General features: G+C 41.6%; 17 protein-coding genes and 2 pseudogenes. 18 read left to right on the top strand and 1 reads right to left on the bottom strand.

Features of this window, described 5'->3' with window-relative positions:
- Positions 1 to 392 precede the first annotated feature (392 nt).
- The 7 genes from CDG79_RS03260 (at position 393) to CDG79_RS03230 (ending at position 7,657) form a co-directional block, all read left to right on the top strand.
- The gene (locus tag CDG79_RS03260; protein WP_223277995.1) at positions 393 to 767 is read left to right on the top strand and encodes a TrkA C-terminal domain-containing protein; all 375 of its coding nucleotides are present in this window, start codon (positions 393 to 395) and stop codon (positions 765 to 767) included.
- Between the two features lie 259 nt (positions 768 to 1,026).
- Positions 1,027 to 1,425 carry a hypothetical protein gene (locus CDG79_RS03255; RefSeq protein WP_094340652.1) on the top strand — a complete coding sequence of 133 codons (399 nt, stop codon included), beginning with the start codon at positions 1,027 to 1,029 and terminating at the stop codon, positions 1,423 to 1,425.
- Positions 1,426 to 1,456: 31 nt separating this feature from the next.
- A complete protein-coding gene (kdpA, locus tag CDG79_RS03250) occupies positions 1,457 to 3,157 on the top strand; it encodes a potassium-transporting ATPase subunit KdpA (RefSeq protein WP_094340649.1) in 1,701 nt (566 codons plus the stop codon).
- Positions 3,158 to 3,194: 37 nt separating this feature from the next.
- Positions 3,195 to 3,716 (top strand): pentapeptide repeat-containing protein, encoded by a 522-nt coding sequence (locus tag CDG79_RS03245; protein WP_094340646.1) that lies wholly within the window; start codon positions 3,195 to 3,197, stop codon positions 3,714 to 3,716.
- Positions 3,717 to 3,814: 98 nt separating this feature from the next.
- Complete coding sequence (locus CDG79_RS03240; protein WP_094327688.1) at positions 3,815 to 4,069, top strand: DUF7219 family protein; 255 nt, start codon at positions 3,815 to 3,817, stop codon at positions 4,067 to 4,069.
- Positions 4,070 to 4,167: 98 nt separating this feature from the next.
- A complete protein-coding gene (locus tag CDG79_RS03235; RefSeq protein ID WP_094340644.1) occupies positions 4,168 to 5,622 on the top strand; it encodes a hypothetical protein in 1,455 nt (484 codons plus the stop codon).
- A gap of 301 nt (positions 5,623 to 5,923) precedes the next feature.
- Positions 5,924 to 7,657 carry an iron uptake porin gene (locus tag CDG79_RS03230; protein ID WP_094340641.1) on the top strand — a complete coding sequence of 578 codons (1,734 nt, stop codon included), beginning with the start codon at positions 5,924 to 5,926 and terminating at the stop codon, positions 7,655 to 7,657.
- 178 nt (positions 7,658 to 7,835) lie between these two features.
- Here the strand turns inward: CDG79_RS03230 and CDG79_RS03225 are convergent, their stop codons facing one another.
- Positions 7,836 to 10,004, bottom strand: coding sequence for a GumC family protein (locus CDG79_RS03225; RefSeq protein WP_094340638.1), 2,169 nt, complete (start codon positions 10,002 to 10,004; stop codon positions 7,836 to 7,838).
- A 1,552-nt stretch (positions 10,005 to 11,556) separates the two neighbouring features.
- Here CDG79_RS03225 and CDG79_RS03220 point away from each other — a divergent pair.
- From CDG79_RS03220 to CDG79_RS03175, 11 genes and pseudogenes are all read left to right on the top strand, one after another.
- The gene (locus tag CDG79_RS03220; protein WP_094340636.1) at positions 11,557 to 12,909 is read left to right on the top strand and encodes a glycosyltransferase family 4 protein; all 1,353 of its coding nucleotides are present in this window, start codon (positions 11,557 to 11,559) and stop codon (positions 12,907 to 12,909) included.
- Positions 12,910 to 13,704: 795 nt separating this feature from the next.
- Positions 13,705 to 14,133, top strand: a complete 429-nt coding sequence (locus CDG79_RS03215; RefSeq protein ID WP_094340633.1) for a hypothetical protein — start codon at positions 13,705 to 13,707, stop codon at positions 14,131 to 14,133.
- Positions 14,134 to 14,164: 31 nt separating this feature from the next.
- Positions 14,165 to 15,010 carry an ABC transporter permease gene (locus CDG79_RS03210; protein ID WP_094327694.1) on the top strand — a complete coding sequence of 282 codons (846 nt, stop codon included), beginning with the start codon at positions 14,165 to 14,167 and terminating at the stop codon, positions 15,008 to 15,010.
- A gap of 15 nt (positions 15,011 to 15,025) precedes the next feature.
- Positions 15,026 to 16,306, top strand: coding sequence for an ABC transporter ATP-binding protein (locus CDG79_RS03205; RefSeq protein ID WP_094340630.1), 1,281 nt, complete (start codon positions 15,026 to 15,028; stop codon positions 16,304 to 16,306).
- Positions 16,307 to 16,326: 20 nt separating this feature from the next.
- A pseudogene (locus tag CDG79_RS45365) lies at positions 16,327 to 16,488 on the top strand (N-acetyltransferase); the annotation flags it as partial.
- A 165-nt stretch (positions 16,489 to 16,653) separates the two neighbouring features.
- Positions 16,654 to 16,779, top strand: a pseudogene (locus CDG79_RS45360) (DapH/DapD/GlmU-related protein); the annotation flags it as partial.
- A 237-nt stretch (positions 16,780 to 17,016) separates the two neighbouring features.
- Positions 17,017 to 18,054, top strand: coding sequence for a Gfo/Idh/MocA family protein (locus tag CDG79_RS03195; protein WP_094340625.1), 1,038 nt, complete (start codon positions 17,017 to 17,019; stop codon positions 18,052 to 18,054).
- On the top strand, positions 18,051 to 19,145 hold the full coding sequence (locus CDG79_RS03190) for a DegT/DnrJ/EryC1/StrS family aminotransferase (protein ID WP_094340622.1): 1,095 nt from the start codon (positions 18,051 to 18,053) through the stop codon (positions 19,143 to 19,145). The genes CDG79_RS03195 and CDG79_RS03190 overlap by 4 nt, the downstream gene beginning before the upstream one ends.
- A gap of 12 nt (positions 19,146 to 19,157) precedes the next feature.
- Positions 19,158 to 19,850, top strand: coding sequence for an acyltransferase (locus CDG79_RS03185; RefSeq protein ID WP_094340620.1), 693 nt, complete (start codon positions 19,158 to 19,160; stop codon positions 19,848 to 19,850).
- A 5-nt stretch (positions 19,851 to 19,855) separates the two neighbouring features.
- A complete protein-coding gene (locus CDG79_RS03180; protein ID WP_094340617.1) occupies positions 19,856 to 20,830 on the top strand; it encodes an NAD-dependent epimerase/dehydratase family protein in 975 nt (324 codons plus the stop codon).
- Entirely contained in the window at positions 20,823 to 22,025 is a 1,203-nt protein-coding gene (locus CDG79_RS03175) for a DegT/DnrJ/EryC1/StrS family aminotransferase (RefSeq protein WP_094340614.1), read from the top strand. The genes CDG79_RS03180 and CDG79_RS03175 overlap by 8 nt, the downstream gene beginning before the upstream one ends.
- Positions 22,026 to 22,142: the final 117 nt, after the last annotated feature.

Raw genomic sequence — 22,142 nt, 5'->3', positions numbered from 1 at the left:
GGAAAGAACTTGGTATTTGAACTCTCCCGTGCTCCCGTGCTCCCGTGCTCCCGTGCTCCCCTGCTCCCCTGCTCCCCTGCTCCCCTGCTCCCCTGCTCCCCTGCACAAGCACGGGCTTTGAGAGGTGTGGTGAGAAATCCGGGTAACGCATCTCTACTTTGTGGAATATATTATCTAAGCCTCTGATACCCGATTTCTTTCAGGAGTCGGGTATTTCTTTGTTCGCGAATAATTAAGTCTGACTATATCTCTAAATATATGCCTATTTAGCTAATCAGTAAACATATATTTAACTTTTCTAATACATTTTGTATATCTGTAAAATATATCTATAAAAAGATATTTCTTGTATGAAATAATGCACAATAATATTAGAGTTAAAAAAGTATTTTGTGTTCAAAACTAACAAAAATTTAGAGCCAAGCTTATTTGGTGTTTTAATCCAAACTAATAGTGTTTATCTCGGCATTCATTTAACTGAAATTCAATTACCCGATCGATGCGCTTTTCTAGGAATATTAAGAGATAATCAAGTCTTTTCAGCAACAGAGAACCCTTCTATTTTCGCTGGAGACTACATTTTAGCAATAGCAACCCATCCGATGATGATTCCCGCTCTCAAAGTCACTCTTAAGAAAATTCATTCTGTTTACTATTCTCTTAACAGTTGCTTACTGGAAGCTCGACCAACAGTCAGCCAAGCGATTAATTCAGATGATTCAGATGTACCAAACAACTTCAATTCCATATATTTATTAGATAAATGAACATTTACTTTTTCTCTGATCGTGCACCTGACCCAAAGATGATTAAAGATTTAGGTGCTAACATTACAACTTTTGTTTGTATCCTTCTCTAACGAGACGCTGCGTGTAGCAAGATCCCCGCAGGGGTATGCGGTTCATTTTTTATCCTCCGGGGTAAGTCAAAATTCCGTATGTAAATTAAACTTGCACATTTGGGATGCTCCCGTTTAATTTAGATTACCTTGACTGAATCTGAGTCAAATAACTAAAGATTTTTAACATGCATAGTTTGGGGCTTTTCCAACTTTATGTATCCGCCCAAAAAAGTGTTCATCAATCTACCCTGGTTGAAGCAAACCTGGCAAATACAACACATCATGACACAAAACCGCAGGGCGGAGATATTCCTTTTGTAGCAGTGTTTTTAGCTCACATTTCCTTCATGATTGTTTGGGGAATTGTCATTTATCTCGTTTCGTCTGTCTGCAAAGCACTAGAAGATCCTCCAGAAAATGTGGCGCAAGATAAAAACGAAATAGTAAGCATCAAACATGTACAACAACATCCCTGTAGAAGCTGCAAATTTTTTCATAAAAACTCTTATCTAAAGTGTGCAGTCAACCCTGCCACTGCTCTAACTAAAGAAGCGCTCAATTGCTCTGACTACAGTCCTAAATAGGTGAGTCTACCTATGGTGAAGCTTCCCGATTATGATCCAAGGCTTTGTGCAAATCTTCCTCACCCTGTTTTTAATTGTGGTGTCAGTACCGATCGCAGGACGCTACTTAGCTAAAGTCTTTTGTATGGAAAGAACCTGGCTTGATGCAGTAATGAACCCATTGGAGCGCTTAATTTATCTCCTCATCGGTATTGAACCGCAAAAGAGCATGACTGGAAGAGAATATGCGATCGCTCTTTTATTCAGCAATACAGCAATGGCAGTTTTAGCATTACTACTGCTGCTCTTTCAGAGTTTACTACCGTTGAACCCCACCAATTTAGGGATGCCCACTTGGGATACAGCACTGCACACCACCATTTCTTTCTTAGTTGCTGCCGATTTGCAACATTATGTGCCAGAAACCACAATGTCTTACCTGAGCCAGATCGCAGCATTGGGTTTCTTGATGTTTGTTGCGCCTGCTACCGGATTAGCAGTGGGAATTGCCTTCATTCGCGGCTTAACAGGTAGACCTTTGGGTAACTTTTATGTGGATTTGACTCGCTCAATTACGCGAGTACTGCTACCCTTGGCGATCGCTAGTACGGTGTTGTTGATGTTGGGTGGTGTGCCTCAAACCCTTGCTGGCCCAGTAAACTTTACCACCTTAGAGGGAGCAACCCAAGCGATCGCTCGTGGCCCCATTGCCCACTTTGAAAGCATCAAAATGCTGGGTGAAAACGGCGGAGCCTTCTTTGCTGGTAACTCTGCTCATCCTTTTGAAAATCCCAATGGCGGTACAAATTTGCTGCAAGTGGTAGCAATGTTACTGATTCCCACGGCATTACTTCATACCTACGGGATATTCATCGGTAACTTAAAACAGACTCGCCTACTGTTTTGGATGGTATTCGCCATTTTTGTAGTCTTAATTAGCGTAACTGCGATCGCAGAATATCAAGGCAATCCCGCCGTAAATGCCCTGTTGGGCAGTCAGCAACCCAATTTGGAGGGTAAAGAAGTCCGGTTAGGTTGGGCGGAAACTGCCTTATTTGCCATTACCACAACAGCAACCATGACTGGTTCTGCTAATGGTATGTTCGACTCGCTGATGCCATCGGGCGGATTTTGTGCTTTGCTCAACCTATTTTTGCAAGTGATTTGGGGAGCGATGGGCACTGGGGCCGCTTCTTTGGTGGTGTATATGTTTTTGGCAGTATTCCTGACTGGCTTAATCGTGGGACGAACGCCAGAGTTTTTGGGACGAAAAATCGAAAAACGGGAAATTACCCTAGCAAGCGTAATTATTCTGATTCACCCACTATTGATTTTGCTGCCCAGTGCTATCACCCTAGCTTTTCCCGATCAACTTGCAGGTATGAGTAATCCTGGCTTTCATGGTTTTACCCAGGTGATTTATGAGTATGCATCGGCCGCGGCGGGTAACGGTTCCGGTTTTGAAGGCTTGGCAGATACCCAACCCGCCTCGACTGCTTTGTGGTGGAACCTGACAACAGCATTTACCCTCTGGATGGGGCGGTTTATTCCGATTATTGCTTTGTTGTTGCTAGCAGATAGCTTGTCGTGCAAGCAACCCGTACCAATCTCAATCGCAACCCTAAATACAGATACCCAACTATTTACTAGCGTGACTGCTGCCACCATTTTGATTCTGGGAGCATTGACATTTTTTCCCGTTTTGGTTTTAGGGCCTGTTGCTGAAGCCTTCCAAATCGCCATAAAAAGATAAGTTTTAATTCCTCACTTTTAGATTGGAGTTGGTATTTATGAATTTCTTGTTACGACCTTTGATTCCGATGGCATTTTTCCTTACTCCCTCCTTAGTTACCCAAGGCAATGATTTGCTTCGACATCATGTAATTCAACAGCTTCAAGAAACCAGAAAATGTTTTGGCTGTAATTTATCGGGAGTTGACTTTGCAGGGGCAAACTTACAAAGAAGTGACTTGCGATCGGCAAATCTTCAGGGAGCTAACCTCAAAAATGCTAATCTCCGGTATGCAAATTTAGAGTGGGCAGATATTCGGAATGCAAATCTGCAAGGAGCCGATCTAACTGGAGCTATCCTCAAGAATACATTACTGGCTGATGCTGATTTACAAAAGGCAAACTTGGAAGCATCTAACTTAGAAGGAACGGATTTTAGAAATGCCAATCTTAGCCACGCTAATTTAATCAAAGCTTCAAAAAACAACGATATTCAGGGTCGTAATTCTATTACTCTCTGTGAAACAGTATTGCCAAACGGAATGATATCAAGTCGCTGTAATCAGCAACCTAATATCTGAAAAATCAGGTTTGAGCTATTGTGACTCCTGAATTGTTAGATTCTCCCCAAGTTTTAGAGCAACATCACCGTTAATCGGTATTGGTCGCGAGTAAATTAATGGCACAACCAAATTATCAAGATAAAAATAGCTTTTTCTACCCTCGAAGTCGCTATTACGGTCAAATTAAGCCAGAGAACCTAGTATTTAATGCCAACCTCCAAGAATTTGCTCAAAGAGTTGGTTATATCACTAATTTAGAGACTGCTGGAAAACTATCTCCAGAAGAAGCTTTCTGTCAACTGGAAGCACTCTGGAAACAGTTAGTAAATAGTAAAATTAAGCTGGAAATCAGTAGTGATATATCAGTTTAATTTAGTTGGACGATCGTGATGCAGTGATTAGTAACCTGAGAACTTTTAAACAGAGTTTGACAAGTACAAACTTCATTTGAGAACCCTAAACATATTTTATGAAATCAAAAGAGACGATATTTGTTATTCCGACTCATCGATTGAGAGATGTAGCACAGACCATCGAAAAGTATGATGAGAATTTCCGGGCAAATGGTCATGCTGTAAAAATTATCGTTTTTGATGATTCCAGCATTGCCAACCACGAGAAATATTACCCACTTTTAGAGCAGACGAAGACAGTCAATGATGTGTATTATGTCGGCCCTCAGCAGAAAGAAGAATTTATTACATTTTTAAATGAAAGACTGCGCGATCGCAAGCTAGAATCACTTGTCAAAAACTTATTCCGACCTAGCTACGGCGGGAATCGCAACTTCACCTTAATGTATACCCTTGGTCATTTAATGGTCAGCGCAGATGATGATATGCGACCAGATGCATTAATTGAAACTAGCCCAGAATCTTTAACAGGCGATGAAATATGTCGAGGTAAATTAATCAAGTCCACCCAACAAGGCGGCTATGTCCATAAATCTTTTGACTTACTCACGGCTTTTAGTGATGTTCTAGGTAAAAAAGCTAGCCAAGTACCAGAAAACTTTGAGGCTGGAGAATTGGTTGTTGATACAGCAATGGATTTAGAAACCAACACAACTAAAGGCTACTTTCGAGAAAACAGCCTGGTCTTACAACAAGGAACAGTCTTGAATAATGCCATCGTCAAGATTGCCCAAACTTTTCGCACAGGAACTAATGATATCGATACACTTGACTTTATTCACATGTATCTCAATGATGAAAATCAAATCAGTCCCAATGACCTGAATGATTTTTATATTCTGACTAATTTTCGGCCTGTTATTACTAACAAAAACTGGAGAATGGATTGTGGAGTTGCTGGATATGATAATCAGCTAGGTTTACCACCATTTTTTCCCACGCGGCTTAGGTTTGAAGACTATATCTACAGAATTTGGATACAGCAAGAGGGTATTGCAGCTGCACATGTTGATGCTGTCCAAAACCATATTAGAAATAACTATATGCGTAATCCTCTCGCTAGCGAACTCTTTAATGAGGAAATATGTAGTCTGCTGAAAAAGAAGATTAAGAGCAGTGTTTATCATCTTGATGACCTGGGAATCAAGTTTGATTACTCTGGCGAGGTTACATTGCAAGACTCTGAGGAAATCTTGGAAAAAATCTCTGCTATCCATACTCAGGTAGTTAAAGCCTCAATGTCTGCTCAGAATGAAGAACGTAAGCAGTCACTTCAATTGTTTGCTGAGAACTTATCGAGAGTATTTTATGGGTTTGAACCTGACTTTTTTCAGCAAAACGTTTCCAGAATTATCGATGATGTCATTAGCCAATTTCACGGTTCTCTAGAAATATGGCCAACTCTAGTTGAAATCTGTTACTTCTACAAAGATAAAAAGGATTTACCGCAAATTAGAGTTAAGAATAAGAAGCTAAAGTCCAGAAATGGCGCAAAATTGAGCGAAATTTAGCCATAAGCTCTTAATATCGCCAATAAAGCATCAGCAAGACTTTACGATTCTTCATCCGTAAAGTCTTGCGCTCCACACAGCAGTTTGCTTTTTAAGTGAGGTACAAAACGCAGGACTCAAAATCAGATATAAAGAGTTGTCTCCTGCAAGAACTGCCTCCAAACCCGTAGTTCATGCAAAAAAAAAACTGTTGTATCTTTCATGCAATCTGATAAAATTTTCAACAAGTAGAGTAACTGCCTGTTCTCTTTTTCTTGAACCCACCGATCTCGGTTCTTTTTTAGGAAAGGAAAATAAAAAAATGTCTCATTTATTGTGGAAAACTCTGGTACTAAGTCCAGTAGTTTTGGGAGTGACGGTGTTGGTTTCCGCTAGAGTTATGGCTGCTGAAGTAGCAGACTCTTCTGAAGATATAAAGGCAAAAGCTGCTCAGACAGAAGCACCAATAGCTTCTAATGCTTCAATATTTATTCAAACAGAGCAACCAAAAGTTAATCAGCAATTGGTTGCCCAAAAGACTGATAACAATCAGGTTTTAGAAGAGATTAACCGCTACAGCAGTGAAAGCAAGAATCAGAATTCGCTGTCTCAAGTCACATCAGTTTCTCAGTTTTCTGATGTACAGCCGACTGACTGGGCGTTCCAAGCTTTGCAATCCCTGGTTGAACGCTACGGTTGTATTGCTGGATACCCAAATTCCACTTATCGAGGCAACCGAGCATTGACTCGTTATGAATTTGCCGCAGGTTTAAATGCTTGTTTAGATCGGGTTAATGAACTGATTGCCACTGCAACTGCTGACTTGGTGAAAAAAGAGGATTTGGCTACTCTCCAGCGTTTGCAAGAGGAATTCTCGGCAGAACTAGCAACTCTGCGTGGTCGAGTAGATGCCGTAGAAGCACGGACAGCTGAACTGGAAGCACATCAGTTTTCTACTACCACAAAATTAGTGGGTGAAGCAATTTTTGCCGTCACAGATAACTTTGGCAGCAACGACAACAACAACACTGTTTTCCAAGACAGGGTGCGCTTAGATTTGCAAACCAGCTTTACAGGTAAAGATACCTTGCATACTAGGCTTGCAACTGGTAATGCAGTTGGATTGGCTTTACCAGGTGGCACATTTGAAGGGACTCAAACCTTTAACCTATCCCCTTCTACCAACAACAGTGTTTTTATAGACTGGTTGTCCTATTACTTCCCTCTTGGCAACTCCCAAGTTTACGTAGCTGCTACTGGAGGTATTCACAGCGATTACGTTCCTACCGTCAACCCATACTTTGAGGATTATGATGGCGGTAACGGTGCTTTGTCTACTTTTGCCTCCGAAAGCCCAATATATCGGATTGGCGGCGGTGCGGGTGCCGGTGTTAACTTAGCCTTTGGTAAAGGTGGCGGTGGCTTTGAACCTTCATTAACCCTTGGCTACTTGGCATCTCAAGCGAATAACCCTGGTATAAATACGGGTTTATTAGAGGGTAACTATGCTGCTTTAGGACAGTTGAACTTAAAAGTAGGCGATCGCTTCACCTTAGCTGCTACCTACGTCCACGGTTATCATAATGGTGGTACTGTTTTATTCGATGCAGGCTCTGCGAGTACAACAACTGGTGTAGTCGGTACTGCACAAGCTAACTTTGTCGGTGCTGGCAATCCATATATCAGTAATTCCTACGGTCTTGAGGCTGCTTTCAAACCGAGTGACAAACTGTCGATTAGTGGCTTTGCAGTTTACAGCGACATCACAGGACTTGGTGCTAATGATAATGGTCAAGTTTGGAGTTATGGAGCCGGGTTAGCTCTGCCAGACTTCGGTAAGAAGGGCAACGTTTTAGGACTTTTCGCAGGTGTTGAACCTTATGTTGGAGGTAATGCTGGTGATAAGCCGTACCACTTTGAAGGTTTTTATAAGTATCGCGTAACCGACAACATCTCGATCACCCCTGGGGTAATTTGGTTAACAAATCCTGGTCAAATTGCTGGCAACAACGATGATGCAATCATTGGGACGCTGAGAACAACTTTCAACTTCTAAAGGTTTACAGCAATTGGCAGTAGGGGCATAGATGTCACTGGTGTCATATTGAAGCTAAAACCACTTTAAAACTTCGTTTCCAGCCACGGGCTGGAAACGAAGTTTTAAACTACTGCCACGAGTAAAGGAAGTGGAGCCTCAATTAGATATTGAGTTAAAGGTTGAAAGTATGACAGTGCTAATAACTGTTGATGTTGCTCTTCTGACCGTTACTAACCATCCCTAAGACATTCATCCGAGAAAATTTTAGATGATCTAAAGTTCGCTGGATCGTTGACGAGTCTGTTTTATCAATCTTTACCACTAGCAATATGCCATCAGTATGTGGTGCTAGCAGGCTAGTATCAGCTAGTCCTAACATCGTTGGAGCGTCATAAATCACTAAGTCAAAGGTGTTATGGAAATCTATCATTAGTCGCTTCATCTTTTCAGACGAGAGCAACTTTGTGGGATCGGGTGGTATGGGACCAGCAGTTATTACAGATAATTGATTCATTGAGGGTAGTTGCCGGATTACCTCACTCATTGGCAGGTTTTTCGAGATTAAATTGCTTAATCCCCATAGGTTATTTAAATTTGATAAGGTGTGAATCTTGGGATGGCGGAAATCAGCATCTACAAGTAGTACTCTTTGTCCCATACCTGTAGCTACTTGAGCTAAATGAAAGGCAATAGTAGACTTACCATCACCAGGCATGGCTGAACTAATAATTATGGAAGCAATGGGGCGATCGGAACTGAGGAATTGGACATTTGTATAAAGTACCCGCAAAGCTTCTAGAAATTTTGTTGCATAGTTGCTATGCTCTCGATCGGCTAAGACAGCTAACCCAGGAATGCCTTGAAGAATAGGGGTTGGTATTCTGATTATGGGAAATTTTCGTGTGGGGGTGTGGTCTTGAGTATTTTCGACTTGCTTTTCAAATGGAATATTTCCCAACAACGGCAGTTTGACCTTCTCTTTCAGTGCCTGAACGCTATGGTAGGTATTATCAAGCTTTTCCAGTAGTAGGGCAACACCGATTCCTAAAGCTAGACTAGCAATCAATCCTGGGATTAAATAACGTTTGATGCTCGAATCAGAGATAGGAAATTGCGGTTTACTTGGTGCCTCAAGTAACTGCCAACCAAGTTCTGTCTGAGATATCTGAATTTGGAGATTTTCACGAGTAGAAAGAAAACGATTCAGACTCTCGGTCGCCACCTGTAATTTTCGCTGTAATTCAGTATATTGTCGTGCCAAGATTGGCCATTGTTTGCGCTGTAGTTCAATTTTCCGTTCTACTTTAGCAAGCTCTTGGCTTTGCACTTGTAAAGTTTGAAGTTGAGTCGTTACTGCTGCAATTTTTGTACCTAAAAAGCGTTGCTCTTCGTTTTTTAGCAAGGGTACCAAACTTGCCCGTTTCTGTTTCAATGTTTGCATAGTTGGGTTATTATCTTGCAAACGAGTTGACTCTGTAGCAATTTTAAGGTCTATTTGCTGTACTTGACCCAATAACTGCTGATACAAAGTAGCATCATTAAGAACCGCCAGCTTGCCATTATTTTGTTGTAGAAAAGATAGATTGGCGCGAGCTTCAGCCATTTTTTGATCGATTACTTGTCGTTGCTCAGACAAGTTAGTGACTTGACTAACAACTTGTCCAGATTGGGCTTCTGGGTCAACAAAGTCGTACTTTTGCCGGAACGTTTGCAGTTCTTTCTGAATCTGATCGACTCGATTTTGGATGAATGGGAGTTGTTGCTCAACGAACTTAATCCCTTGACGTAAGTTGGTTTGCCGCTTTTGCCGATTGTAATCTATATAATCCTTAGAAATTTGGTGGAGTACAACTTGAATCTGATTTGGATCGTGGCTTCGATAACGAACTTCTATAATCTTGGTTTCAGCAAACCGAGAAATCGTCATGTTTGCGATCAGCGAGTTATAGCTAATATCTGGATACTTAGCTTCCAATTGCTTCACAATCTTTCCCATCAATTCAGGACTTTTGAGAACCTGAATTTGACTTTCATAATCTAGACCAGACTTGCCTACGTTAGGGTCTTTGACAATATCCACTACTTTAGTGTCATCATTTACAGGTTCCACTAACAGACGAAAATTGCCTTCATATACTGGTAGCTCCCGGTTTAGTATCAAGCTAACAAAAACAACTGTCGTGAGAGTAATAGTTACCCCTGCGATCGTTAGCGCTCGTCGCCGTACAACACTCAGAAATTGGGGAAAACTCCAATCACTCTCTTCCCCTTCAGACATCGGAAATGGTTGAGGCTGATGAATAAATGGCGGTACAGAGCTACTATTCTGGTTATAACTTGGGGATTTAGAAGAATGATTCTCCATCTATTTAATAATATAATACGTATTAATTAAGCTACAAAAAATGTGTATACCAGTTTTAGTAATCCTACGTAAGCCAGCAACTCCACAGAGGTTTCTTATTAGCCCCCAGCTAGAGTGGCAAGCTTTTTGGCGCAACAGGTCATCAATGGGAGGTGAGAATCAAAATTCTGATAATTTGTGGATATCGATTCATCTCTCAGAGGTTGTTTGAAAAGTATTTGGCTATGATTTTAGGCACTTAGAGATCCCCCCTAGCCCCCCTTATAAAGGGGGTAACCGGAATCAAATTCCCCTTTTTAAGGGGAGCCACTGCGGTCTTCTCCCAAAGGGAGAGGCTAACGCCAAGGGGTCTCCCCAAGTGGAGCACGTGGCGTGGATTTAGGGGGATCTGAAATGTTTTGCTACCAAGAGAGGACTTTTCAAACAGCCTCTCAGATTAATTCTAACTCTCTGTTATGTTTAAGTATACTTAGTTGTAACTCTTAAAGTTATAGACTTTTTTGTTTCTTTCAGATTCTAGCTGATTAAACAACCATAATAACATCTTTGTTTTAAAGTATACATTTATTAGTTCCATGTCATAGATTAAGTTAAGTTTAACCTCTAATCGCATCGAAGTATGATTTGGATAAAGCTGGTGAGAAATTTATTAATATCAATCTAATAACACTGCAAAAATGACCAACTAGACTTAATAAATGTACAAATTTTCAGACATAAAAATTCATGTAAAAAACGAGTTGTAGGGATTAAATATTGACAAATTATACAACGAAGCGCAGTCCTAAAAACCAGAAAAGATAGGCGATCGCTATGCCAACATCTTATCTGCGAGACGCTCCGCTAATCACAGGCGGACTGGAAATACGGATAATTTATGTCATCTCAGATTCAAGATTCAGATAATTTAATGCATAAGTAAGTGACTCTTTTATGAAGCTTCTGTTTATGATATTATCAGGATGATGAATTTTTGATGAAATGTAGGAGTAAATTTCAAACATCCTTTTCTCATGGTACTCTAGTAAGTAATTACATATAAAATCAATATTGAATATAATACTACATTCAATAGTATATGTAATAAATCTTGCTTAGACAAATTTAAAATTAAGTAAATGAAAACATCCGAAATTCAATGGTCATAAGCTCCCGATTACTTAGCAAACATAAGCTTATAGTAGCTTTTGGTTTGCCTTAGGTAAGTATCAATGAAAATTTATTATAAGGCTGTAAAAAAGCACTATGTGTAGGGTAATCTACATCTATATGATTACCGTAGGCGTTTAGACTGATTGCTTCTTGTTGTGTTCCCATCTCCCAAAATCTCGCGTATACAAACTCAAATGAGTATAAATTATTGAGCGCTTTAGTTCGCAGATATATCTGTGAATATAAGTGTAATTTCTGTATACCAATAAATTAATCCTAATCACTTTGCCTGGAGCAAATTGAAAAAATTTGTTAATTCAGGAAAGTAAATGTGTGTAATTATTAATGGCTTGAGCGGTTCAGTAGTATCTTTAACAAGATTTCTACAGCAGGGCATAACATGAGACTTAATGAATGGATTAATCAAAAACTTTTACAATCCATTTCTACCCGATTAGATGTTAAAAATGACTATTCTCTAAAAACTCAGCAATCCATCAAATTGTCTGTAATCACCCAGTTTTTCCCGCCAGACTATGCTCCGACAGGACAATTGATTGAGGAACTGGTGAAACAGTTAGGGCAGCAAGGAGTGGATATTGAGGTTTTTACGAGTCAGCCAGGATATGCGTTTGACTCTCAAACTACTGCTTTAGCAGTTGAACGTATGGGTGGAATCCGAATTCAGCGATCGCGCACAGCCCAACTTTGGCCGGGGCGAATTCGTGGCAAAGCTGTGAATGGTGTCTTATACACCTTGCGGGCTGTACTATATATGCTCCGAGCTTGGCGACGCAGCAATGTATTATTAGTGACTACAGCCCCCCCATTTTTACCAATCATCGGATATCTGGCTTATCTGGTGTTCCGACTTCCCTATGTTTGCATCCTCTACGATCTTTATCCCGATATTGCGATCGCGCTGGGAGTAGTCTCAAAGGATAACTGGCTGGCTCGATTATGGCGTGCCATTAACAAACAGATTTGGCTAAATGCTAAAGGGATTGTGGTTCTTAGTCCAGCCATGAAACAGCAAGTGCTAGCAAATTGCCCGCAAGTAGCCGATAAGATTTCAGTAATTCACAGTTGGGCGAACCCGGAATTGATTGTGCCAATTGCCAAGCAAGAAAACTGGTTTGCCTTGAAGCATAATCTAGTCAACAAATTTACCGTACTCTACTCCGGGAATATGGGGCGCTGCCATGATATGGCAACTATGCTGCAAGCGGCCCAGCTACTTCTAGATGAGCCAGTTCATTTTGTCTGCATTGGTGGTGGAGCGAAAAGGGATGAATTGATTCAAGAAGTGAATCAATTAGGACTCTTGAATTTTACCTTTTTGCCATATCAAGACAAACAGGTGCTGCCCTATTCCCTAACGGCTTGCGATCTGTCACTAGTGAGTGTAGATGCATCAACCGAGAGTTTAGTCGTTCCTAGCAAGCTTTACTCAGCTTTAGCATCTGGAAGACCGATAGCGGTGATTTGTTCGCAGTATTCATACCTGAGACAACTAATTGCCGAAGCCAATTGTGGTAGCACCTTTGACAATGGAGACAGTCATGCTCTAGCTCAATTTATTCGCTTACTCAGTCGCGATCGGCAATTAGGAGAGCGGATGGGCAAGGCAGGTCGTCAGTATTTGCGATCGCACTTCACACCTAAGATTATCTCTCAACAATACCTTGATGTTTTGCAACGAGCGGTATTACCTGATGGTGTGATATCTATGTCTCAAAGTCATACAAAATAGTTCTTTGAGAAATAAATAGCACAGATTGGTGCAAGTTCCAAAGATTTTTAACCTCATAACCAATTCTCGAAAATACAGCTACCAATCATTTTCCTTTGCCCCTTCCTCTGGCCTCTGCTACCAGTGAAATGGTATTAGCAGGTTCAGCCGATAGAAAATGGGGTATTTAGAGGAAGTATTTGCCATCATCTCTTGAGTTTGGTGGTACTTTCTCGATATTGGATGTTTTACCAGGAAGATTTACCTTTTTATTGAAGCTAGATTAAAGCCTTGCTTGAATAAAAACTATTAAATATTTTTTAATAAAAATTTAGCTTTTGGAGGGGTTTATTAATGCGTAATTGAAGTGGAAAACGATTCTCACAATGGATCGAGAATAATAGCTAGTAGTTAGGCTGATAGATGATAAGTCCCTTGTGAGTCTTACTTTTTGTCATGCATAAACTTCTACAAACGATGCCGAAAAGAGTTTTGTGTTCCGATTGTGATGAGTTTGATTAAGATAATATAAAGTCACCAGAATATGTTATGCTTTTAGACATATTGACAGAGATAAATAATTCACTTAATTAAAAAAATCAGGTAATCCTATTGTCTGATAACAAGGTTAAGCTTGTTGCCAAATTTAAAAAATAAATTCCTGATTTGAGAATATTTGTCAATCAGCATAGTGTAATTAAATAGTACTTATGTTTTTAACTTTAGGAGATGGGCTTCGATGGTCTTTTTGATCTCAGTCCCTCCAACGTAACCTTCCGAATTTCACTGTTTATTTACTAGAAGTGGGAGGTCGAATTGCAGAGAAGGTGTGACCGAAATCGGAAACGTTCCAAACGGCGGGATATCTACTGTCCCAATCATGGCTGCTACCTTGAAAGCAGGAGTCAAAAATATCAATTGTTTGCCGATCGAGCAGGACAGTTGCAGCAACGGGGCATGAGTCGCCGAAGTGCATTGATGTTGGTAGCAAGCCAAACCACAGTTAGCATCGGGGGAGAATGGTTGGAAGCCTTTTGGTGCGATCGCTGCCAGCAAACAATCTGGTATCACGTCTGCAAGTCAAGCGAACGCACCTATAAAGTTTGCGTAGCGCCACAAGAGCTTTGGCAGCAAGTGACAGGAGTAATTAACCCTGAAGGAAACCCTTCTGTTGGAGAATTTACTCGCAAGCAGGCAAAGATGCTTAACTATCAGAACATCAAAGATTTTCAGTTTGTCAATTAATGCTTAAAAGCAGCGGTCTTGAATCAATATTATGAGTAGTAAAGGAATTACCTCAAAGCCAGAGTTGGTAATTGAAGCTGGACGTAGTGAAGAGCAGTATTGGAAAGACCTGTGGCGCTATCGAGAGCTATTTTATTTTCTGGCTTGGCGTGACATTCTAGTTCGCTACAAACAAACAATGATTGGTATGCTCTGGGCACTAATTCGACCATTTTTGACGATGATCGTCTTCAGCGTCATCTTCGGAAACTTGGCGAAATTACCTTCAGAGGGAACAGCACCTTATCCAATACTGGTATTTGCTGCCTTGCTACCCTGGCAGTTTTTTTCCAGTGCCCTCAGTGAGTGTAGCAACAGCCTAATTAGTAATGCCAACTTGATTTCTAAAGTCTATTTTCCGCGCTTAATTGTGCCTGCTAGTTCAGTAATTGTGAGCTTTGTAGACTTTCTAGTTTCTGCGATAATTCTTTTAGGACTGATGGCTTGGTATAATTTTGTTCCCAATTGGCAAATATTATTATTGCCGTTATTTATTGGTATTGCCTTTGCTGCTTCGCTAGGAGTAGGGCTGTGGTTGGCAGCTTTGAATGTGGAATATCGAGATTTTCGTTACATTGTGCCGTTTATTGTGCAGTTTGGCCTATATGTCTCACCCGTCGGTTTTAGTAGCAGCATTGTACCAGAACAATGGCGTTTGCTTTACTATTTGAACCCAATGGTCGGTGTGATTGATGGCTTTCGCTGGGCAATTTTAGGGGGAGATTCCAAACTTTACTGGACTGGATTCACACTATCTCTAGGACTAGTTGCTCTATTACTAGTAAGTGGCATTTGGTACTTCCGCAAAATGGAACGGACATTTGCTGACGTAATTTAGCATGGAACTGTGCAGATGTCTGAGAATATGATTAGTGTTAAAAATTTAAGCAAAAAATATATTATTGCTCACCAGCAAGAGCAAAGCAGTAGCTACAAAGCACTGCGGGATGTAATTGCTGATGGTGCTACATCTTTTGCCAAGGCATTTATCAAACCTAGTGGCAAAAAAATGCCCAACCCAACGCGGGAAGAATTTTGGGCATTAAAAGATGTTTCCTTTGAGATTCAACAAGGTGAAGCCATTGGTGTGATTGGACGCAATGGTGCTGGTAAATCCACCCTCCTAAAAGTTCTGAGCCGGATTACCGAACCGACAAAGGGACGTATCGCCATTAAAGGGCGAGTAGCAAGCTTATTAGAAGTAGGGACGGGATTTCACCCAGAACTTACAGGACGAGAGAACATTTATCTCAATGGCTCCGTTTTGGGGATGAGTAGAGTTGAAATTAAAAAGAAATTTGATGAAATAGTAGCTTTTGCTGAAGTTGAGAAGTTTTTAGACACGCCAGTAAAGCGCTATTCATCAGGAATGTACGTCCGCCTTGCTTTTTCTGTTGCAGCCCATTTAGAACCAGAAATTTTAATTGTCGATGAAGTTTTAGCTGTAGGTGATTCAGCCTTTCAGAAGAAGTGCTTGGGGAAAATGGGTGATGTGGCCACCAAAGAAGGACGAACAGTTTTATTCGTCAGTCATAGTATGCAAGCGATCGCCCAACTCACCAAACGTTGCATCCTGCTTTCTAAAGGTAACATTCAGTTTGATGGTCATACTGGCAAAGCAGTGCAATTATATCTGGCTGGGCAGAAAGATGAGTCTGCATCACCAGCATATTACCAAGCCCCTGTCAACAAAACTGGCAATCATGTAGCTTGGGTAAGGGCACACACCTCTGAAGAAGAAGGAATCCACTGTTGGGGAAACCCGATTACCTTTGAGTTTGCTCTACATGTAACTGAACCCCATGAAAGTCTGCGTTTTTCTTTTCAGATAGTAAATTTTTTACAACAACCTATTTGTATCTTCTGGTTTTTCGAGTCTGATGCTCCGTTTTGTCGAGAGCCAGGAATATTTATTCTCAGATGTGAAATTCCCAAATTTAGACTATACATGGGTTCTTACACCTTAACTACATGGTTTTCTAACCGTCGTAGCGAGACTCTGCTAGAAAGTCTTAAAGAGATTTGCCCATTTGAAGTAACTATGCATACTTTTGAGCGTCCAGAGTATCAATGGCAAGCTGATGAGTGTCTTTATTTAGAAGATGCTATTTGGCAAACCGTGGAAAAGCATTAATTTGAAGGCAGATTTAAGTAATGGCAGTAAATGATGATGTCAAGTTAGGCAAAAACGTAAAGATTTTTCATCCTCATCTTGTAAACCTATACGGTTGCGTTATTGGTGATGATACAAAAATTGGTACATTTGTGGAGATTCAGAAAGATGTCACAATAGGAAGTCGCTGTAAAATTTCATCTCACAGTTTTTTGTGTGAAGGAGTTGTATTAGAAGATGAAGTGTTTATTGGTCATGGAGTCATGTTCACTAATGACCTTTATCCTCGTGCAACCAATGAAGATGGTAGTTTAAAAACTGAAGATGACTGGTATACAGTCAAAACTTTAGTGAAGCGCTGTGCATCTATTGGTAGTAATGCGACCATCCTGCCAGGAGTAACCATTGGTGAGAAAGCCATCATCGGTTCTGGTGCAGTCGTAACTCGTAATGTTCCCGATTATGCAATTGTAGTGGGAGTGCCAGCTAATATTGTAGGTGATGTGCGCGATGGGCTACGCCCTGCTGTAAGCGAGCGCCAAAATTTAGAAATATCAGCTAATAGTTTGTGAGAGCCTTTCTTCTGTATTTGTTGAAAACTGAAGCCTTGCAAAGATAAATTTTTTTAAATAAAAAAGCAATTGATTTGCAATTCACCCAGGAACTATTGCCACCTTTTAGTGGCAGTAGTTGATAATCCATAAAAAATAAATTTTGATTAGTTAAAAGCAATGGCAAATATCATTAATATCGGTGTCATCGGCTATGGTTATTGGGGCCCGAATCTGGTAAGAAATTTTGTAGAGATGCCAGGAGTCCAGGTTAGAACAGTCAGTGATTTTAATCCAGAACTATTGGCAAAGGTGCAAGCTCGGTATCCGACAATTCAAGTAACTAAAGATTGTCGAGACATATTTATAGATCCTAAGATTGATGCTGTAGCGATCGCCACACCAGTTTCAACTCACTTTGAATTAGCTTTAGCAGCATTGCAAGCTGGTAAACACGTGTTGGTAGAGAAGCCAATGACAACTACCTCCGAGCAAGCAATGCGGCTGATTGAAGAGGCAGAAAAACGCAACCTAGTGTTAATGGTCGATCACACCTTTGTGTATACGGGTGCTGTCCGCAAGATGCACGATTTGATTGCCACTAATTCCTTGGGTGATATTTACTACTATGATTCTGTACGCGTCAACCTGGGACTTTTTCAGCATGATGTGAATGTCATCTGGGATTTGGCAGTCCACGATCTTTCAATTATGAGCTACCTATTGCCATCTCAGCCTTATGCTGTCTCCGCTACAGGCATCAGCCACGTTCCTGGAGAACCAGAAAATATCGCCTACTTGACCTTATTCTTTGAAAAAAATCTCATTGCTCACATCAATGTCAATTGGTTAGCACCAGTAAAAATCCGTCGCACATTGATTGGTGGTAGTCAACGGATGATTGTTTACGATGACTTAGAACCCAGTGAGAAAGTCAAGATTTACGACAAGGGGATTACAGTTAATGGCAACTCCGAAAGCGTCTACCAAATGATGATTGGTTATCGCACAGGGGATATGTACTCACCCAAGTTAGATATGACAGAAGCCTTGAAAACAGAAGGATTGCACTTCATTGATTGTATTGAAAAAGGCGATCGCCCAATTACTGATGGAAAAGCAGGACTGCGGGTAGTCAGAATTCTTGAAGCTGCAACCCAATCTCTTAAGCAGCAAGGCCGACTAACTGAACTGAATGTGGCAGAGGTAGCAGCATGATTCCATTTGTAGACCTAAAAACTCAATACCTGAGTATTAAAGACGAAATTGATACTGCTGTTTTGAAAGTACTTGCAAGTACGCAATTCGTTTTGGGCAATGAAGTTAAAGCCTTTGAAGAAGAATTTGCCAGTTACAGCAATGCAGATTATGGCATTGCTGTCAATACAGGTACTAGCGCCCTCCATTTAGCATTACTAGCAGCAGGCATCGGTACTGGTGACGAAGTAATTACCGTGCCTTTCACCTTCGTTGCGACCACAGCAGCAATTTGTTATACCGGAGCCACACCCGTTTTTGTAGATATCGATCCTGTTTCTTACACAATAGATGTCACCCAAATTGAAAAAGCAATAACCGAACGCACCAAAGCGATTCTCCCCGTGCATTTGTACGGACAACCAGCAGACATGGAGCCAATTTTGAATATTGCTCGCCGTCATGGTTTAGCTGTTATCGAAGATGCAGCCCAAGCTCACGGGGCTGAGTACAAGGGGCAACGGGTAGGTAGTATCGGTGATATTGGTTGTTTTAGCTTTTATCCTGGTAAGAATTTAGGGGCTTATGGTGAGGGAGGTATGGCAGTCACCAATAATTCTGAATATGCCCAGACTATGGGAATGCTGCGCGACTGGGGTCAAAAACGCAGGTATCACCATGTTTTGAAAGGTTACAACTATCGCATGGATGGCATCCAGGGAGCGATTTTACGGGTGAAGTTACGCTACATCGAAGAGTGGACAGAAGCGAGAAGAACACACGCAGCCCAATACGACCAACTCTTGGCAGAATCTGGTGTCAGCATACCTGTTGTGATGCCTTACAGCCGTCACGTTTATCATGTCTACGCGGTGCGATCGCCTCAGCGAGATGCCCTACAACAAAGTCTGCAAGAGCAGGAAATTCAGACAGGCATTCATTACCCAATTCCTGTTCATCTACAACCAGCTTATTCAGAGTTAGGGTACAAGCCAGGTGATTTTCCGCATTCAGAAGCAGCATCTAGAGAAGTTTTATCCCTCCCGATGTATGCAGAACTAAGCACAGAGTCACAAACTCAGGTTGCCAAAGCCGTAATTAGCTTAACATAATTGAGAAATTTGATGTCAGATCCAGGTAAAATTAAGATAGTCACAGCTATCCACGGCTTACAACCAGAAAAGCTAGACCCTGACTTTGAAATTCAACTAGCAGAATATTTAAATAATCAATATGAACAAAAATCATTAATCGAATTATACGCACGCTTTGCGACAAGTGATGGCGATTTTGACGGGCTAATGCGGCGAGCTATTTGGCGGGCGGTAGCACGTAAATTCGGACATAATATTCGGATTGGTAATGGCGTAGGTTTTAAGCATCTCGAAACCTTTGAGATTGGGAACCAGGTGTTTATTGGCTCCCAAAGCTATATTCAGGGAAGGTTCGATGGTACTTGCATCATTGGGAACCACGTTTGGATAGGCCCACAGAGCTATTTTGATGCCCGTAATTTAATTATTGAAGATTATGTGGGATGGGGCCCAGGTGCAAAAGTGCTGGGTTCATCACACACTGGATTGCCGATTGATGTTCCCATCATCCAAACAGACTTAGAAATTAAATCAGTAAAAGTGGAAACAGGAGCCGATATTGGCATGAATGCGGCGATCCTCCCTGGGGTAACAATTGGCCGAGGCAGCATTGTTGGTGCTGGTGCAGTTGTCACCAAAGATGTACCACCTTATGCGATCGTTGCTGGTGTCCCTGCTAAGTTTTTACGCTGGCGGGAAGGATATGAACCATCAAAGGAATAAATAATATGCAAAATAAACGAATTTTAATTACAGGTGGTGCCGGTTTAGTCGGTTCCCATATTGCTGATTTGTTGGTAAATGAAGGAGTCTCAGAGATTATTGTTCTAGATAACTTCACCCGTGGACAACTGAAAAACCTGGCTTGGGCAAAAGAACACGGCCCTTTGGTAATTGTAGAAGGCGACATTCGGGATCAAAAACTCTTGGGTGAAGTCATGCAAGGCGTGGATATAGTCTTTCATCAAGCAGCAATCCGCATTACCCAATGTGCCGAAGAACCACGTTTGGCATTAGAAGTTTTGGCAGATGGCACTTTCAACGTTTTGGAAGCAGCAGTGAAAGCCGGGGTAAAAAAGGTAGTCGCTGCCTCATCAGCCTCAATCTACGGTATGGCAGAGAAGTTCCCAACCACTGAATCTCATCACCCCTACAACAACCGCACTCTCTATGGTGCAGCAAAGGTTTTTAATGAAGGGTTATTACGCAGCTTCTATGATATGTATGGACTGGACTATGTAGCATTACGCTACTTTAACGTCTATGGCCCGCGTATGGACATTTACGGTGTATACACTGAAGTACTGATTCGCTGGATGGAGCGGATTGCAACAGGTCAGCCACCACTGATTTTTGGTGATGGCAAACAGACAATGGACTTTGTATATATCGAAGATATTGCCAGAGCGAATATTTTAGCAGCCAAAGCCGATGTTACTGATGACGTATTTAATATTGCCAGCAATGTGGAAAGCAGCCTGAACGACCTAGCCTATAGTTTGGCTAAGGTGATGGGGTCAGATTTACAGCCAGAATATGGCCCAGAACGCAAAGTCAACCCCGTGGCACGCCGATTAGCAGATGTGAGCAAAGCCAAACAATTGCTGGGTTTTGAGGCACAGGTATCTCTAGAAGAAGGATTGCGTCGGCTAGTGAGTTGGTGGCGCGAACAGAAATTGGCAAAGGAAGCAAGCAATGTCTGAGAAAATGCAGTCTATCCCGATCGCTAAACCCTGGATGGGGGAAGCTGAGGCTGAAGCAGCTAGCCGTGCAATTATGTCTGGGTGGGTAACACAAGGGCCAGAAGTCGCTGCATTTGAGCAAGAGTTTGCAGCTTACGTAGGAGCAAACCATGCTTGTGCTGTCTCCAATTGCACCACAGCATTACATCTAGCGCTGTTAGCTGTTGGCGTGCAACCTGGGGATGAAGTAATTACCGTCAGCCATTCTTATATTGCCACTGCCAACAGTATTCGCTACTGCGGTGCAATACCAGTGTTTGTGGATATTGAACCACAGACATACAACATCAATCCGATGTTAATTGAGGATGCGATTAGCAAGCAGACTCGCGCCATTCTGATTGTCCACCAAATCGGAATGCCTTGCGACCTCAAAGCCATCCTGGATATTGCCCACCGCTACGATTTGCCAGTAATTGAAGATGCAGCTTGTGCGATCGGCAGTGAAATTCTCTGGGATGGACAGTGGGAGAAAATTGGTAAGCCGCATGGGGACATCGCCTGTTTTTCCTTCCATCCCCGCAAAGTTATCACCACAGGTGACGGGGGGATGCTCACCACAAATAATCCCGAATATGACAAACAGTTTCGCCTGTGGCGACAACATGGGATGAGCGTCCCCGATACTGTACGCCACGGTGCGAAACAGGTAATATTTGAATCATACCCAATGCTGGGTTACAACTACCGCATGACTGATATTCAGGCAGCAGTCGGGCGAGAACAACTCAAACGTTTACCAGAGATTATTGAGCGGCGGCGTTATTTGGCACAGCAATATCAGGAAAAGCTAGCAGATGTGCCGGGATTAAAGTTACCAACTCAGCCAAATTGGGCAAAAAGTAACTGGCAGAGTTTTTGTGTCCGGCTAACAGAGAAATACGACCAAGTAAAAGTAATGCAGGAAATGTTAGATGCTGGCATTTCCACGCGACGCGGAATTATGTGCGCTCACCGTGAAAGTGCTTATCAAAGTGAAGCTTGGTCGTGTGGAGTTGAGCCAAAAGCTTGTGAGTGTAAAGTTGTAAAATGCGATCGGCTTACTGAGAGTGAGCAAGCACAAGATCGTACTGTCCTGCTACCCCTATTTCATCAGATGACTCAACAGGAACAGGATTATGTGGTGAAGGTTTTGAAAATGGCTTGTCAGATTTAAAGAAAAATTCCTTCTATGGAAATTGCTTCCAGCAATGCCTCTGCTTTACACAAGAAACTGATACCAATTTGAATAATTTTTGTGACACATTCATTCTTCGTAGAGAAAATTGCTGTG

The sequence above is a fragment of the Nostoc sp. 'Peltigera membranacea cyanobiont' 232 genome (assembly GCF_002245985.1).
GTDB lineage: Bacteria > Cyanobacteriota > Cyanobacteriia > Cyanobacteriales > Nostocaceae > Nostoc.
This window is presented reverse-complemented; position numbering and strand designations above follow the sequence as displayed.

Excerpts from the sequence above, each read along its gene's own strand:
- CDG79_RS03180 (WP_094340617.1), top strand. The coding sequence starts at position 19,856 with ATGCAAAATAAACGAATTTTAATTACAGGTGGTGCCGGTTTAGTCGGT.
- CDG79_RS03235 (WP_094340644.1), top strand. The coding sequence starts at position 4,168 with ATGAAATCAAAAGAGACGATATTTGTTATTCCGACTCATCGATTGAGA.
- CDG79_RS03210 (WP_094327694.1), top strand. The coding sequence starts at position 14,165 with ATGAGTAGTAAAGGAATTACCTCAAAGCCAGAGTTGGTAATTGAAGCT.
- CDG79_RS03195 (WP_094340625.1), top strand. The coding sequence starts at position 17,017 with ATGGCAAATATCATTAATATCGGTGTCATCGGCTATGGTTATTGGGGC.
- CDG79_RS03185 (WP_094340620.1), top strand. The coding sequence starts at position 19,158 with ATGTCAGATCCAGGTAAAATTAAGATAGTCACAGCTATCCACGGCTTA.
- CDG79_RS03190 (WP_094340622.1), top strand. The coding sequence starts at position 18,051 with ATGATTCCATTTGTAGACCTAAAAACTCAATACCTGAGTATTAAAGAC.
- CDG79_RS03225 (WP_094340638.1), bottom strand. The coding sequence starts at position 10,004 with ATGGAGAATCATTCTTCTAAATCCCCAAGTTATAACCAGAATAGTAGC.
- CDG79_RS03255 (WP_094340652.1), top strand. The coding sequence starts at position 1,027 with ATGCATAGTTTGGGGCTTTTCCAACTTTATGTATCCGCCCAAAAAAGT.
- CDG79_RS03240 (WP_094327688.1), top strand. The coding sequence starts at position 3,815 with ATGGCACAACCAAATTATCAAGATAAAAATAGCTTTTTCTACCCTCGA.
- CDG79_RS03230 (WP_094340641.1), top strand. The coding sequence starts at position 5,924 with ATGTCTCATTTATTGTGGAAAACTCTGGTACTAAGTCCAGTAGTTTTG.
- kdpA (WP_094340649.1), top strand. The coding sequence starts at position 1,457 with ATGATCCAAGGCTTTGTGCAAATCTTCCTCACCCTGTTTTTAATTGTG.
- CDG79_RS03205 (WP_094340630.1), top strand. The coding sequence starts at position 15,026 with ATGTCTGAGAATATGATTAGTGTTAAAAATTTAAGCAAAAAATATATT.
- CDG79_RS03175 (WP_094340614.1), top strand. The coding sequence starts at position 20,823 with ATGTCTGAGAAAATGCAGTCTATCCCGATCGCTAAACCCTGGATGGGG.
- CDG79_RS03220 (WP_094340636.1), top strand. The coding sequence starts at position 11,557 with ATGAGACTTAATGAATGGATTAATCAAAAACTTTTACAATCCATTTCT.
- CDG79_RS03245 (WP_094340646.1), top strand. The coding sequence starts at position 3,195 with ATGAATTTCTTGTTACGACCTTTGATTCCGATGGCATTTTTCCTTACT.